The following is a 13,691-nucleotide window of genomic DNA, read 5'->3' as shown; positions in this document are numbered from 1 at the left end:
ACCGATGCCCTGTTTCTGTTCCGTCCCGGCAGATACGGCCCGCAACATGTTCGTGCCCGGCATCGTGCCGGTGTTTCCCACGATACCCATTTCGATGAAACTGGCCCTGGCCCTGCCCGCTCTGGCTCCGGCAAACCGCCTGGACATGCAGATTGCCGCCGGCATGAACCCGGTTACATTGCCCAGCATGGAGTTCAGCGGCGGCGGGCCGATGGTCGCCCTGTCCATGATGCTGTCGCTCATTTCCGGCAATTTCGTGCTCGATGAGCTGCCAATGCTGGAAATGCAGATGAATCAGGCGGCCGACAGTCTGGTCAGGAATGTCTGGCCCAGGCTCGGCTGGCTGACGACCCTCAAGATCCAGCCGCTGGTGAATTACGCCATCATCGCCCGGCTGGTGATCGACCTGCAGGCCCTGGGCATCGACCCGATTGCCGTTGCGTCCTTTCCGGCAGAACCCCCTTCCTCCGGCTTCGGCGCCAGCTTCACCCCCGCGCTGACCCGGCCGCAGCTCGTCATGGCCCGGTTTCTGGGCGGCCTTCCCAATCTTCTGGCGATGACCGAGGCGCTGAAATTGCCTCCTCTCGGCGAGCCCGGCTCCCTGTCCGCCATGGAGAACGTGATGATGGGTCTTGCGTCCCTGACGCCGCCCAATCTCGTCATTCCCATGCCCATTTTGCGCAAGCTCGCCCTGGTGCTGGATTCGCTTCACGTCATCAACGAGGCCTTCGGCGAGGACGCGTTTTCCCCCCCGGTCATCGCCTCCGTTGAGCGCATGCTGACCATGTGGAGCCAGTTCAGCATTCCCTTTCCCATCCCAGTCGGCGCGATGCAGCTCAACAACCTGCTCCTGACCCTGCCAACGCTCGAGGACATCAAGCTCGGGGAAAGCATTGCAGGCGGTTCCAGCTTCGCCATGGCGATGACCCAGTTCAAACCGCCGAAACTTGCCATCATGCCGTTCCTGAGCGTGGTCATGGCCCTTCGCGGCAGCCTGCAGGTGGCGCTCGACATGGAGCCCTTCGACATGTGCTCCCTGTGCCCATGCGCCTGAGCTGGACTGCTGTCAAAACGCAAGAAATGCCTTCGGCATCAACCCCAAGCTCATTCGTCACCCCGGGCGCAGCAGAGCGGAGACCCGGGGCCTACTCATTTGCAGAGCGATCACGTTGAGCACGGCATCAAGACCAAGCCCGCGCCGCGTCGGCCGATTTTCAGACAGGCCGCTCATTGCACATTCTTTGAAAGACGCAGTGCGAGTGGGCCCCGGGTCTCGCGATGCTCGCCCGGGGTGACCGCCTGAAAAGGACGGGACAGGCCTCGACCTTCGAAACGGGCAAAAGCCTGCTTCTGCCAACCTCATCGCGAGCAGAATCTCGGCATCACCCCCAAGCCCATTCGTCACCCCGGACGCAGCGAAGCGGAGATCCGGGGCCACTCATTGCCAGAGCATTTCTCTTCCCCCCCTTCTGCCGGGATCAGCTGCTGAGAACCTTGGCCTTGAACAGGGTCTTCAGGAGCAGCTGGGGGCTCATCTTGGCGATGGGGGCGCCTCTCGGTTCGAGCTTGCAGACTTCCTTGGTGCGGGCGAGGAACAGGACGCGGTCGTTTTCATGGACCGCCTTGACCAGTTCCTTGACCGCCTTCTGCAGGATCTTGTCCTCCGGATTGCTGAAGCCGCAGTCCCGCAGGCTTTGCGGCGTGACATTCATCTTCTTCGGCTTGGCATCTGCGTCCGGCACCTTGCCGCTCTTCAGGGCCGCGAGAAGCGCCTTCTTGTCGAGGGAGAGTTTCTCCGCCCGGATCAGCTTGTCGGCCAGGGAGCCAGCCTTGTCCATCTCGTCGAGGGTCACGACCAGCATCAGGGTCTCGAGCCGCTTGACGTTCTTGATCTTCAGCTTGCGCGCCATCTCCTGCGGATTGTCCATGGCTTCGCGGGCAGCCTTCAGCACATTCTGCTTGTGAAAGGCCTCGAACGGCTTGCTCTTGTAAAAGGCCGGCAGGATCTGGCTGTTGAGGATCTTCAGGAATTCCTTTTCCAGCGCCTTGGCAAGGCCTGCCCAGTCCACCGACTCGCCTGCCTCCTCGCGGGCGTGCAGCGCCTGCACTTCTGCGGCGAGCTTGCCGGTGACCGGCACGGGAAGAGACGCATTCGGCGCCAGATAGACAGAATAGATCGACTTCGGGCTCGGCTTCTCGTCCACGAAGTCGACCATGTTCCAGACCTGCGGCACCTTTTTCGCAAAGGGGTGGAACACCTCCAGCAAGTCCGGGTCCGTGACCAGCTCCTGGATAGTCTTGGGATACACGATCGGAGCGATCTTGCTGGCCATGGGGGTCCTCTCAGAATGTCTTGACGGGATCGTCGTGAAAAAACAAAAAATGCGGCAGGTTCAGATCTCTCCGAGCCTGCGCCATTGCAGCAGCTTTTCGCGGCTGACTTCGAAATGCATGGAATCCTCCCGGCCGAAGCCCGCACCCCAGATCCAGCCTTCCTTCTTGAAGAAATCTGCCAGAAGGATCAGGCCAAGCTGGGTGCGGCCATCGGCCAGGGTGTCGAGAACGCCGTCGATGTTGATGTCCACCGCCAGGCCATAGGCATGGGAGGAGGCAGAGGTGATCGACCCCCGGATCCGCCGCACGCACAGGGATCCGGCGCTCTTGATCCGGGCATAGAGCTCCGGCTCGAAAACCTGAACATTGGCAAAGACCTGCCGGAGCGACACCAGCGCCGGCTCCAGCATGCGGGCATCGATCGGCCCTACATTCTCGGTCTTCAAAAGGTCCTTCAGCGCCGGATTGGTGGCCGACTGGCAGTCATCCGTCAGCCCTTCGCGGGGCAGGCCCAGAAGATCCTGCAGGAACGAGGGCGAGGCGACGGTGAAGCCTTCGTTGGCGGCCCGCCGGTCGGCGATCAGCACCACCTGGGCAAAGGAATCCTTCAGGCTGTCGGAGGCGGCACGGGTCTCTTCCACCGGCTGTTCCTCGGCATTGCCGCGCGACAGGCCCAGGGACGTCCGGATGTCCAGCCCGTCCACCCGGCCCTGCAGCTGGTTGACCTCTTCGCGCAAGGCTGCCACCTCCGCCTCCAGGGCGCTGGTGTCCACCACGGGCGCAGCCGGAGGCACCGGCGCCAGCTCGCGCTGCGCGTAATGCCAGGCAAACGGCACGGAAGCGATCGCCAGAGCGATCAGAAGAGCAGACAAGACCCGCATGACGGCAAACCCCAAAAGTCCCGGCCCGGATCCTGACCCACATCCGGCCCAAGTCCGGCCCGCAATCGGGCCAGCCTCGGGTCAGCATCAGGTCATCATCAGGTTTTCCGGGCAGTTCCTTGGGTAAGTGACGCGGTCAGGGCAAAAGGTTCATGGGGGACCCAAGGAAATGACGCTTTTGGAATGCGGTTTCCGGGTTAAATTCCGGCCCAAAGCTCGATGAGGCACAAAAGCCGCTCGGCATACACCCATCTCCCCCCTTGCGGGGGAGATGTCAGCGATAGCTGACAGAGGGGGGGTAAGGTTTCTGCATACTCATAAAAACTGCAATGTTCCGAGAGGCTTATACCCAGAAGGTCGATGACAAAGCAGCCCAGTTTGCTGGTCATCCCGGTTTGGTGCCCTGCACCAAGACCGGGATCCAGTACGCGCTAGAGTGGGGTCTTGAAAAAGGCAGTTACCTCAGATGGCTACTGGATCCCTGCCTTCGCAGGGATGACATCCAACTCTTCGCGATTTGACGCCCGCAAGGGGCTTTGGGTTTTTGTCAGCAGTCTGAGGGGCTTATACCCCCCTCTGCCCCCATTCGGGGGCATCTCCCCCGCAAGGGGGGAGATGGGAGCAAGCCGGGTTGCCGGTGTATCTGGAACAGATCTCCGCCCCAGACACCCATGGGCAATCGTCAGGTCAGGGTCCGGACCGGCGTGCCCTGCTGGAAGGCGGCGATGGCCTCGACGGTGTCCTGATAGAACAGGCGCCAGGTGGCTTCGGTGACATAGCCAAGATGCGGCGTCAGCAGAAGCTTCGGCCCGAACTCCCTTGCCGCAGCGCGCCAGGGATCATCCGCCGAAAGGGGCTCTTCCTCAAAGACATCGATGGCCGCCTGGGCGGGGCGTCCCTCGCGCAAGCCCTCGAACAGGGCGTCCCGGTCGATCAGCCCGGCCCGGGACGTGTTGAGAACCATCGCCTCTTCCGGCAGGGCGGCGAAGGCCTCCGCGCCGATCAGGCCCCGGGTCGTCTCCGACAGCACCATATGGACAGAGAGCACGTCACTTGCGGCCGCCAGATCCGTCAGGCTGCCCGCAAAGCCGACGCCGATCGCATCGCAGCGCTCCTGTGTAAGGTTCGGCGACCATGCGGCCACCTCCATGCCGAAGGCCTTGGCAAGGGCTGCCACCTGCGCGCCCACATTGCCAAGCCCCACCAGCCCCAGGCGCAGGCTTGCGAGATCGCGGCCGGGGGCGCCCTGCCAGCCGCCAGAGGCCAGAAGGCCGGTTTCCTGGGGCAGGCGCCGGGCCAGCATCAGCATCAGCGCCAGGGTCAGCTCCGACGTGGTGGTCTTGCGCGAGCGGGTGCCGCAGACGGTGACCCCTTGCGCCTTCGCAGCCGCCACATCGATGCTGAGATTGCGCGGGCCGGTGGTCACAATCAGCCGCAACCGGGGCAAGGCCTGGATGAAGCTGGCCGGAAAGGGCGTGCGCTCGCGCATCAGGCAGACCACATCGAAATCCTGAAGCGCCTCGATGAGCCCCTCCCCGAGCGGCTGATCAAAAAAGCGGATCTCCGCCGCAAGCCCGGCCCAATCGGCCATGGCAGGGGCGGCTTTCGCCCAGTCATCAAGAACAGCGATTTTCATGAAGGCTCCGCAAGGCTGCAGCAATGAACATGTCCCACCCACTATATTCCGCCTTTGAAGCTGCCGCCAATGGGGCGGGAAACGCCTATAGGACAGAAACCCTGCGCTATGCACCCGGTGCCCGTTTCAAGGATGAGGAAAAACCTTCTTTCCCGGCTGCATCTGGGCTGGGGCACCCCGCGAGAGGCGGAGGACACTCAGATCCGGCTGACCAAGGCCCGCCGCTGACTGCCCTCCCGCCCCGGGAGCCTGAAAGGCGCTAGGAACTTACTTCTCCGCGATCACGCCAAAGATTGCTTCGCTGATGTCGGCGATGACCTGGTTGCGCTGTTTCAGGTCGGCTTCGTTCTCGGTGAGGTAGATCGTTGCCAGGAAGGTCCGGCCGTCGGGCGCGATCAGAAAGGCGGTGATGCCGCGGGTGCCGCGTGCGCCGGCGCCGGTCTTGTCGCCGATGGTCCAGCCCTTGGGCAGCTTCGAGCGGATCAGCGCATCGGCCACCTTGTCCTCGATCATCCACTGGCGCAGCTGTGCCCGCGAGCGGGTCATCAGCACGTCGCCAAAGACGAGCCGGTCGATGGTTTCGCTCATGGCGGCGGGCGTCGTCGTGTCGCGCGGGTCTCCCGGCAGGGCCTCGTTCAGATCCGGCTCGGTGCGGTCCAGCCGGGTGGTGCTGTCGCCGCTCCAGCGCAGGAATGCTGTCAGGCCCTGCGGTCCGCCAACGCTCTCCAGCAGCAGATTGGCCGCCGTGTTGTCGCTGAGCGTGACCGCCGCCTCGCACAGCTTGCCGATGGTCATGCCGTCCTTGACGTGCTTTTCCGTTGCCGGGGAATAGGCGACGAGATCGGCGGCCTTATAGGTGATCCGGCGGCTGAGATCCTCTTCGCCCGCATCCACCCGGGCCAGAACCGCGCCGCAGAGCAGCGCCTTGAAGGTGCTTGCCATGGGGAACCGGTCATCGGCCGCATGGGCATAGTTGAAGCCGCCCTCCCGCTCGCGCACCTGAACGCCGATGCGGGCGCCGAGCTCTTCCTCCCTGCGGGCAATCACGGTGTCGATGGCCGCTGTAGGAGCTTGGGTTTCAGTCTTGGCGGTGCCGGCAAATGCCGGGGCAACCGGATCGAGGCCAGATGCGCCAAAGAGGCCAGTGCCGGAGCTTGCGCCGGACAGGCTATAGGCGCCGGCAAGCGCTGCGAGGGCGGCAAGGGCCGTGAGAGGTCTTTTGAAGGTCATGAGGTCCGCTTCTGGCTGTGTCCGATGGGTCGAAGGCAATTTCGGGCGACAGGATCATTCATCCATGTCATGCTTACCCAGATAATTCAGAGGCTTTCCCGCAACAAACGACAAAAACTGCGGTTTGCCATTAAATAAAGTAATAGCCATGGACCGTCCCCTTCTGCCGCTCAATGCCCTGCGCACCTTCGAGGTGGCCGCAAGGCAAGGCAGTTTCACCGCCGCCGCCGGCGAGCTGCGCGTCACCCAGGCCGCCGTCAGCCACCAGATCCTGCGCCTGGAAGACCAGCTTGGCGTCAAGCTGTTCCACCGCACCTCCAAGGGGCTGGTGCCGACCAGCGAGGCGGAAGCCCTGCTGCCGCTGCTCAGCGACAGTTTCGACCGGATCGGCGGGTTGCTCGATCAGGTCCGCACCGGCCGCTATGTGGAAACGGTCAATCTGGGCGTGGTGACCACCTTTGCCAGCGGCTGGCTGGTGCCGCGGCTGGCGGCCTTCGAGCGCGATCACCCGGGGCTCCGGCTGCGGCTTTTCACCAACAGCAACAAGGTGGACCTGACCCGCGAAGGGCTGGATGCGGCCATCCGCTTTGGCGATGGCGGCTGGCAGGGGGAAACCGCCGTGCCGCTGATGGAAAGCCCGCTGACACCGCTCTGCGCGCCCGGCACCGCCGCCCGCCTCGCCTCTCCCGCAGATCTTCACCGCGAGGTGCTGCTGCGCTCCTACCGGGTCGAGGAATGGCCAGCGTGGTTTGAGGCGGCAGGGGCGGACGGCGCTCCTGACCCGGGTCCTCCGGATACCGAGCACGGCACGGCCGCACCCGGAGATCAGGAGCGGAGGGAAACCGGCTCCCGTGGAGAGGAAAGCCTTCAGGCGAAGACTATTGATGTTGAAGGCACCGGTTCAGCCGACGAAAAAGGTGCGCTGGAGCAGGAAGCCGGAAACCGGGTCACAGAAGGCACAGGCAGCGCCAGCCCCGCAGCGGCCGCATGCGGCGCCTTTGGCAACGGGCATCTGGAACAGGCCAGCCTGACCTTCGACTCTTCCATCGCCATGGCCGAGCTTGCGGCCAGCGGCTATGGGGTGGCGCTTCTGCCCTGGCGCATGTTCGAAGCGCAGCTTGAAAGCGGCCGCCTGGCCCGCCCCTTCCGCACCGAACTCTCCAAGGGCCGCTACTGGCTCACCCGCCCAAGCCTCAAGCCCGCCACCCCGGGCGTGCATGCGCTGGAGGTGTGGCTTAAGGCAGAGGCGGGGTGAAATCCAACATTTTGGTTGTCAATTGAGGAAAATGATATAGATTTCCATCAAATGATGGAGGTCGATATGCAACTACGGCCTATAACACCGACACCTTCGCACACGCTCAACCCGGTCATCACGGATGAAGAGGCCGGCGCCTTGGCTCGGGCGACGGTCAACCTGTTCAAGGCATGGGGCCTCACCGATGCCCAGTCGCGCACCCTGCTTGGCGACATGTCGCCAAGCACATGGGACCGCTGGAAGCGCGGAGAAATCAGCCGGATGGACCGTGACCGCAAAATGCGCATGGCCCACCTCATGGGCATCCACAAAGGTATCCGCCACCTCTTCAACGACCCTCAGCGCGGGTACGCCTGGGTGAAGAAGAAGAACACCGCATTTGGGGGGCTTTCGGCCCTTGATGTGATGTTGCGCGGCGAAATGTCGGATCTCGAATCCCTGCGCAATTGGCTGAACGCAGAACGTGGGGCGTGGTAATCCATGCCTCACATCCGGCGCGTTACGTGGCCTCGGACCTTCCGCATCATTCGCTCCATCTATCCACCCATAGATTTATTTGAAGACATTGCAGACCCACGGGACTGGGAAGCGATTGCCTCGGTTGAAGCAAAAACCAATCCCCGTGTGCGCGGTGAAATCGGAGATCTGGGCAAGGTGCCGGTGCATCGCCGTGTGACGGGTCCCGGCGCCAGCTATGTGATGGCCCCCTTTGTCCATTGCTCACCGCTCCGGCCCGGACGTTTCACAGACGGCAGCTACGGGATCTATTACGCGGGAGACTCGGAAGACGTCGCCCTTGCCGAGACCATTCATCACCACGCCAAATTCATGGCATCCACTGACGAACCGGCCGGATGGACGTCTCAGTTCCGCCTGCTGGTCGGAGCCGTCGACGCTGATCTGACTGACGTCAATGATTTGCCAGGCGTCCTGCACGCTTCGGATTATGGTCCCTCCCAAACAGCGGGTGCGAAACTCAGAGCTGAGGGCAGTGATGGCCTCGTCTGGAACAGTGTCCGCAGTCCGGGCGGTGAATGCATCGGCGTGTTTTGGCCCGATGTTGTGCCGGTCCCCGTCCAGTCCTCTCATTTCAGCTACCATTGGAGCGGAACGCGCGTGGACTTCATCAAGCGCCTTGATACAGGTGACGTTCTGGAAGTGACGGACCACTGAATAAACCGGGACTGAGCACTGCCCCAGCGTTCAAACTCACCCCTTCGTCTTCGTCCTGCCATGGCTTGACCCACTGTTGTCCGGTTAAGATGCCTGCGGTTGCCGGACAAACGGTTCGGCAGGCTCCAATCTCCCCCCTTGCGGGGGAGATGCCCCCAAATTGGGGGCAGAGGGGGGAGTATAAGCCCCTCGGAACATTCCAACTTTTTCTGATTATGCCGAAGCCTCACCCCCCTCTGTCAGCTGAAGCTGACATCTCCCCCGCAAGGGTGGAGACGGGCGTATGCCGCGCCACTTTCGTGTCTCATTCAGCTTTGGGCCGGAAATCAGGTCTGATTTGAATACCTAAAATGAAAATCCGAAACTTAAACTGGACACCAGGGGCTTGACCCGGCCATCTGCAAGCCATTGACTTGCATAAATCCTCGGCTCAAGGCAGAGGATGACGATGGAGGGGATGCAACTTTGCCCTCAAGCAAAAGGGGCCAAGCGGCCCCTTTCCCAGTGTCGTGATCGTCCTGTGCCGGAGGCTCAGGAGTAGAAGTCCGGGGCCTTCTTGAAGGTGGACCAGGCGTCCGGGTCGTGGCCGGTGACGACCAGGGCGTCCGTGCGCTCTGCCAGGGTGCGCAGCTTCTGGACCGAGCGCACCGTGTCGACGGTGGAGGCCAGGAAACCCGGCAGGGCCTTTTCTTCCCAATGATCGACCGTATAGGCCGCATCGATGGTCAGGAGGATCGGCTTCGGGCTGTTCGGCAGGCGCACCAGGAAGGACTGGTGGCCCGGCGCGTGGCCCGGGGTGAACACGGTGGTCAGGGTGCCGTCGCCATAGATGTCGTAATAGTCATCCTGGGTTCCGTTCAGGAACTGCCACTTCAGGCCCGGACGGTCGAAATCCTTGCGGATATAGCCGCCACCGGCGAACCAGTCCGGCGTGAAGGCATATTCATACTCGCAGCGCTGGACGATGTGGGTGGCGTTCGGAAAGCGGCCGATGGCGCCGGTGTGGTCGAGGTGCAGGTGGGACTGAACCACGTATTTCACGTCGGCCGGGTCGATGCCCAGAGCCTTCACCTGGTCTACGCAGCCCTGGTCCTTGTCCAGAACCGGCGTGTAGACGTCACAGATGCCGCCCCAGTAGCCCCGCGGATCGGTGGCCACCTCGATGGCGTTGCCGCCGTCGATGATGGTGTGACCGTCCGGATGGGTGATCAGGAAGAAGGGAACCGGGATTTCATAATCCGCGCCGTCGCCCTGGTTCATCTTGATGTTGTGCACCTTGCACTTCAAGGTGCCGGACTGGAGCATGTACAGTCTGATATCGGTCACTTGGGTCCTCCCGTTTGATGTGACATTCCGGATTTCAAAAGATCGGGTTTCAAGCCGTCTGGCGGGCTCAATAGGCTTCCCGGTAAAGGGCAAGCGCATCTTCCTCGCTCACTTCGACAGGGTTGTTGACGAGCAGGCGGGTCTGCTTCATCGCGTCGGCAGCCAGCATGGCCAGGCTGTTGTCGGTCACGCCCACATCGCGCAGGCGGCGCGGCGCACCGCTTTCGTCCATCAGCTTTTCCATATGGGCGACGAAGGCAGTGGAGCGGGTGGCTGCATCACCGGTTCCCGGCACGCCCAGAACATCGGCGAGTTCCGCATAAAGCGGGGCCGCGGCCTTGGCGTTGTAGCGCAGGACCGGCCCGAGCATCAGCGCGTTGGAGAGGCCGTGAGGGATGTGATAGTGGCCGCCGAGCGGATAGGCGAGCGCATGAACCGCTGCCACCGGCGAGTTGGCGAAGGCCTGACCGGCCAGCGTCGCGCCCAGCAGCATGCCTTCGCGGGCCGCCCGGTTGGTGCCGTCCTTGCACACGGCAATCAGGTTGGCGCCGAGCAGGCGCAGGGCTTCGCGGGCCAGCGCATCGGACAGCGGGTTCTTCTTGTGCTGGCTGGTATAGGCCTCGATGGCATGCACCATGGCGTCAATGCCGGTGGCGGCGGTGTGGATCTGCGGCAGGCCAACGGTGGTTTCCGCATCCAGCAGCACGTAATCGGCATAAAGCTGCGGGGAAACGACACCCATCTTGGTGGTCTCGCCCGTGGTGATGATGGAGATGTTGGTGACTTCCGAGCCGGTTCCGGCGGTCGTCGGCACCAGGACCATGGGCAGGCGTCCGCCCTTCACATTGCCGATGCCGTACATTTCGGACAGCGGCTGATCGGACTTCAGCAGGATGGCCACCAGCTTGGCAATGTCCAGAGACGAGCCGCCGCCCAGACCCACCACGATGTCCGTGCCGGCCTTGCGCGCATCTTCCACACAGGCCTGAACCACATGTTCCGGCGGATCGGCCACCACCTTGTCGAAGATGGTGACGGTCAGGCCGGCAGCCTTCATGTTCTGAGCAATCGGCGCGATCAGCCCGGCCTTGACCAGACCGGCATCGGTCACCAGCAGCACATTTTCCGCCGCAAAGCGGGCCTTGAGGATCTCGCCCAGCCGCTGCGCGCCGCCCCAGGCCACTTCCATGGCCGGAACCGTGCGGAATTCAAAGGGATTCATCGTCATCTTGTTTCCTCCTTTGCGCCCGTCCGCTTCACGCGATGGCCGAGCACAGGTATTTGACTTCCAGATATTCCTCGATGCCGTAGTGGGACCCTTCCCGCCCCAGCCCGGATTGCTTGACGCCGCCAAAGGGGGCAACCTCGTTGGAGATCAGGCCGGTGTTGTGGCCGACCATGCCGTAGTCGAGCGCCTCGGCGACCCGCCAGGTGCGGCGGACGTTCTCGGTGTAGAAATAGGCGGCGAGGCCGAATTCGGTGTCATTGGCCATGGCCACCACTTCCTCTTCGGTCTCGAAGCGGAACAGCGGCGCGACCGGGCCGAAGGTCTCTTCCCGGGCAACCTTCATCGCCTGGGTCGCCCCGGTCAGCACGGTCGGCTCGAAAAAGGTGCCGCCGAGCGCGTGGCGCTTGCCGCCGGTCAGGACGCTGGCGCCCTTTGCCAGAGCATCGCCGATGTGGTCCTCGATCTTGGCAATGGCATCGCCGTCGATCAGCGGGCCGATCAGAACGCCCGCGTCCGTGCCCACGCCAACGGAAAGCGCCTTGACCCTTGCCGCCAGCTTTTCGGCAAAGGCGTCATAGACCCCGGCCTGAACATAGATCCGGTTGGAACAGACGCAGGTCTGCCCGGCATTGCGGTACTTGGAGGCGATCGCCCCCTCCACGGCCGCGTCCAGATCCGCGTCGTCGAAGACGATGAACGGCGCGTTGCCGCCCAGTTCCAGGGACAGTTTCTTGATGGTCGGGGCCGACTGGGCCATCAGGATGCGGCCGACCTCGGTGGATCCGGTGAAGGACAGTTTGCGCACGGTGTCCGAGCCGGTCAGCACGGCACCGATCTCACGGGCATCCCCGGTCACGACCTGGAAGACACCGGCCGGAATGCCGGCTTCCTCGGCCAGAACCCCAAGGGCGAGCGCGGTCAGCGGCGTCTGCTCGGCGGGCTTGACCACCATGGTGCAGCCAGCCGCCAGGGCCGGGGCCGCCTTGCGGGTGATCATGGCCGCCGGGAAATTCCACGGGGTGATCGCGGCGCAGACGCCGATCGGCTGCTTCAGCACGATCAGCCGCTTGTCCGCAGTCGGCGAAGGAATAGTGTCGCCATAGACGCGCTTGGCCTCTTCCGCGAACCATTCCACGAAGGAGGCCGCGTAAAGCGCCTCGCCGCGGGCCTCGGCCAGGGGCTTGCCCTGTTCGGCGGTCATCAACGCGCCCAAATCATCCGCATTCTGGACGATCAGGTCGAACCAGCGGCGCAGCAGCGCGGTGCGCTCGCGGGCAGCCAGACGGCTCCAGCTGGCAAAGGCCGTGTCGGCAGCGGCAACCGCCTGTTCCGTTTGGGCACCGGAGACAGAGGGAACCGTTCCGATCACGTCTCCCGTCGCCGGATTGGTGACTTCGATGACAGCGCCACTGGCCGCATCGACCCAGGCTCCGCCGATCAGGCACTTGCTGCGCAAGAGCCCCTTATTTTTCAGGTTGACCATTTGATCCTCCCTCTGTAAAGTTCAATATATTGAACCAGAGTCAATTTGTTGAACTCATGAGTGAGGGGGGCTGAGAAAAATGTCAAGGCCATTATCTGCAGTTGCAGACGCGGGCGAAGCTGTGCCCTCGACGGACTCCGTGCCCGCGCTGCGGCGCACAGTGCTCATTCTGGATCTGGTCTCCGCCTCCTCCACGCCGCTGAATGCGGCCGACATCACCCGGGCCTTGAAGCTGCCGAAAAGCACTGCGCACGGGCTGCTCAACGTGATGCAGGAACTGAACCTTCTGGCCCGCAATCCGGACGGCACGTTCCGCCTCGGGCCCCACCCCATGCGGTGGGCCAACAGCTTCCTGTCGGAGATGGATGTTCTGTCGGTTTTCCGCGAGTATTTCGCAAAAGACACGGCGCTCGCCAGCTACACGCTGACCCTGACGATCTTGGATGGGCCGGAGGTCGTCTATATCGGCTGCCGCAACTCCGATCAGCCGCTGGGGCACACATTCCGCATCGGCATGCGCCTGCCCTCGCCCTTCACCGCCACCGGCAAGATGCTGCTTTCAGAACTGCCGGACGCGGAGCTTGACCTGCTTTTCGCAGACCGGTTTCCGGAGCCGATGACCCAGCATGGCGTGGCCAGTCTTGCTGCATTGCGGGAGGAACTTTCAGCGACAAAAAATCGCGGATATTCCATCGATGACGGCCAGATCCGCGAGGGCATGGTCTGCGTCGGCGCCGCCGTGCGCGACCATTCGGGCAAGGCCATCGCAGGCCTCGCCGCCAGCCTCCTGCACAGCGAAGCAACCGATCAAGCCATTGCAACGCTTGGCGAAAACATCCGCGACACGGCCCAAAACCTCTCCCGCCAGCTCGGCCATCACGGGGTGTGAGACGGGGCATGGCAGCGAATCGCATTGCACGAACGCTGGTGCTGGCTGGCCTTGCAGCAGCCTGTGCCACCCTGTTCGTGACCCGCTACTGGGTGAACCGGGCATGCATTGCCGCGGCCGCGTCGAGCTGCCGTCTGGAGGATGGCAGCAATGTGACCGGCGGGGCCATGCTCTGGGGGGGCGTGGCCGTGGTTCTTGCGGTGCTGACCCTGCGCTCCGCCTTGGGAAAACGGCGCTGAACGGCCGGGCGCCC

13 protein-coding genes are annotated in these 13,691 nt (G+C 63.2%); 6 read left to right on the top strand and 7 right to left on the bottom strand.

The window, feature by feature from the left end:
- The first annotated feature begins 4 nt into the window (after nt 1-4).
- Nucleotides 5-1,054 (top strand): hypothetical protein, encoded by a 1,050-nt coding sequence (locus tag BUA94_RS21035; RefSeq protein WP_139251238.1) that lies wholly within the window; start codon nt 5-7, stop codon nt 1,052-1,054.
- A gap of 424 nt (nt 1,055-1,478) precedes the next feature.
- On the opposite strand, the gene BUA94_RS21030 is transcribed toward BUA94_RS21035, so the two are convergent.
- The 4 genes from BUA94_RS21030 to bla all read right to left on the bottom strand — a co-directional run bounded on the left by BUA94_RS21030 (nt 1,479) and on the right by bla (nt 6,081).
- Nucleotides 1,479-2,333, bottom strand: a complete 855-nt coding sequence (locus BUA94_RS21030; protein WP_073015343.1) for a hypothetical protein — start codon at nt 2,331-2,333, stop codon at nt 1,479-1,481.
- 60 nt (nt 2,334-2,393) lie between these two features.
- Nucleotides 2,394-3,215, bottom strand: a complete 822-nt coding sequence (locus tag BUA94_RS21025) for a M15 family metallopeptidase (protein WP_073015342.1) — start codon at nt 3,213-3,215, stop codon at nt 2,394-2,396.
- Nucleotides 3,216-3,897: 682 nt separating this feature from the next.
- Nucleotides 3,898-4,851 (bottom strand): D-2-hydroxyacid dehydrogenase family protein, encoded by a 954-nt coding sequence (locus BUA94_RS21015; protein ID WP_073015340.1) that lies wholly within the window; start codon nt 4,849-4,851, stop codon nt 3,898-3,900.
- Nucleotides 4,852-5,118: 267 nt separating this feature from the next.
- Nucleotides 5,119-6,081: a class A beta-lactamase gene (gene bla / locus BUA94_RS21010; RefSeq protein WP_084082170.1), complete on the bottom strand. Its 963-nt coding sequence runs from the start codon at nt 6,079-6,081 to the stop codon at nt 5,119-5,121.
- Nucleotides 6,082-6,229: 148 nt separating this feature from the next.
- Between bla and BUA94_RS23855 the strand changes: the two genes are divergently transcribed.
- The 3 genes from BUA94_RS23855 to BUA94_RS20995 all read left to right on the top strand — a co-directional run bounded on the left by BUA94_RS23855 (nt 6,230) and on the right by BUA94_RS20995 (nt 8,512).
- Nucleotides 6,230-7,336: a LysR family transcriptional regulator gene (locus tag BUA94_RS23855; protein WP_073015339.1), complete on the top strand. Its 1,107-nt coding sequence runs from the start codon at nt 6,230-6,232 to the stop codon at nt 7,334-7,336.
- A gap of 66 nt (nt 7,337-7,402) precedes the next feature.
- Nucleotides 7,403-7,816, top strand: coding sequence for an MbcA/ParS/Xre antitoxin family protein (locus tag BUA94_RS21000; RefSeq protein ID WP_073015396.1), 414 nt, complete (start codon nt 7,403-7,405; stop codon nt 7,814-7,816).
- Between the two features lie 3 nt (nt 7,817-7,819).
- The gene (locus tag BUA94_RS20995) at nt 7,820-8,512 is read left to right on the top strand and encodes an RES family NAD+ phosphorylase (RefSeq protein WP_073015338.1); all 693 of its coding nucleotides are present in this window, start codon (nt 7,820-7,822) and stop codon (nt 8,510-8,512) included.
- 531 nt (nt 8,513-9,043) lie between these two features.
- On the opposite strand, the gene attM is transcribed toward BUA94_RS20995, so the two are convergent.
- The 3 genes from attM to BUA94_RS20980 all read right to left on the bottom strand — a co-directional run bounded on the left by attM (nt 9,044) and on the right by BUA94_RS20980 (nt 12,549).
- Nucleotides 9,044-9,838 carry an AttM family quorum-quenching N-acyl homoserine lactonase gene (gene attM, locus BUA94_RS20990; protein ID WP_073015337.1) on the bottom strand — a complete coding sequence of 265 codons (795 nt, stop codon included), beginning with the start codon at nt 9,836-9,838 and terminating at the stop codon, nt 9,044-9,046.
- A 67-nt stretch (nt 9,839-9,905) separates the two neighbouring features.
- Entirely contained in the window at nt 9,906-11,060 is a 1,155-nt protein-coding gene (locus BUA94_RS20985) for an iron-containing alcohol dehydrogenase (RefSeq protein ID WP_408011979.1), read from the bottom strand.
- A gap of 34 nt (nt 11,061-11,094) precedes the next feature.
- Nucleotides 11,095-12,549: an NAD-dependent succinate-semialdehyde dehydrogenase gene (locus BUA94_RS20980; RefSeq protein WP_073015335.1), complete on the bottom strand. Its 1,455-nt coding sequence runs from the start codon at nt 12,547-12,549 to the stop codon at nt 11,095-11,097.
- Between the two features lie 79 nt (nt 12,550-12,628).
- Here BUA94_RS20980 and BUA94_RS20975 point away from each other — a divergent pair, with 79 nt between their 5' ends.
- Both BUA94_RS20975 and BUA94_RS20970 read left to right on the top strand, forming a co-directional pair.
- Nucleotides 12,629-13,438: an IclR family transcriptional regulator gene (locus tag BUA94_RS20975; protein ID WP_073015334.1), complete on the top strand. Its 810-nt coding sequence runs from the start codon at nt 12,629-12,631 to the stop codon at nt 13,436-13,438.
- Between the two features lie 8 nt (nt 13,439-13,446).
- A complete protein-coding gene (locus BUA94_RS20970; RefSeq protein ID WP_073015333.1) occupies nt 13,447-13,677 on the top strand; it encodes a hypothetical protein in 231 nt (76 codons plus the stop codon).
- Nucleotides 13,678-13,691 lie beyond the last annotated feature (14 nt).

The sequence above is a fragment of the Roseibium suaedae genome, assembly GCF_900142725.1.
GTDB lineage: Bacteria > Pseudomonadota > Alphaproteobacteria > Rhizobiales > Stappiaceae > Roseibium > Roseibium suaedae.
This window is presented reverse-complemented; position numbering and strand designations above follow the sequence as displayed.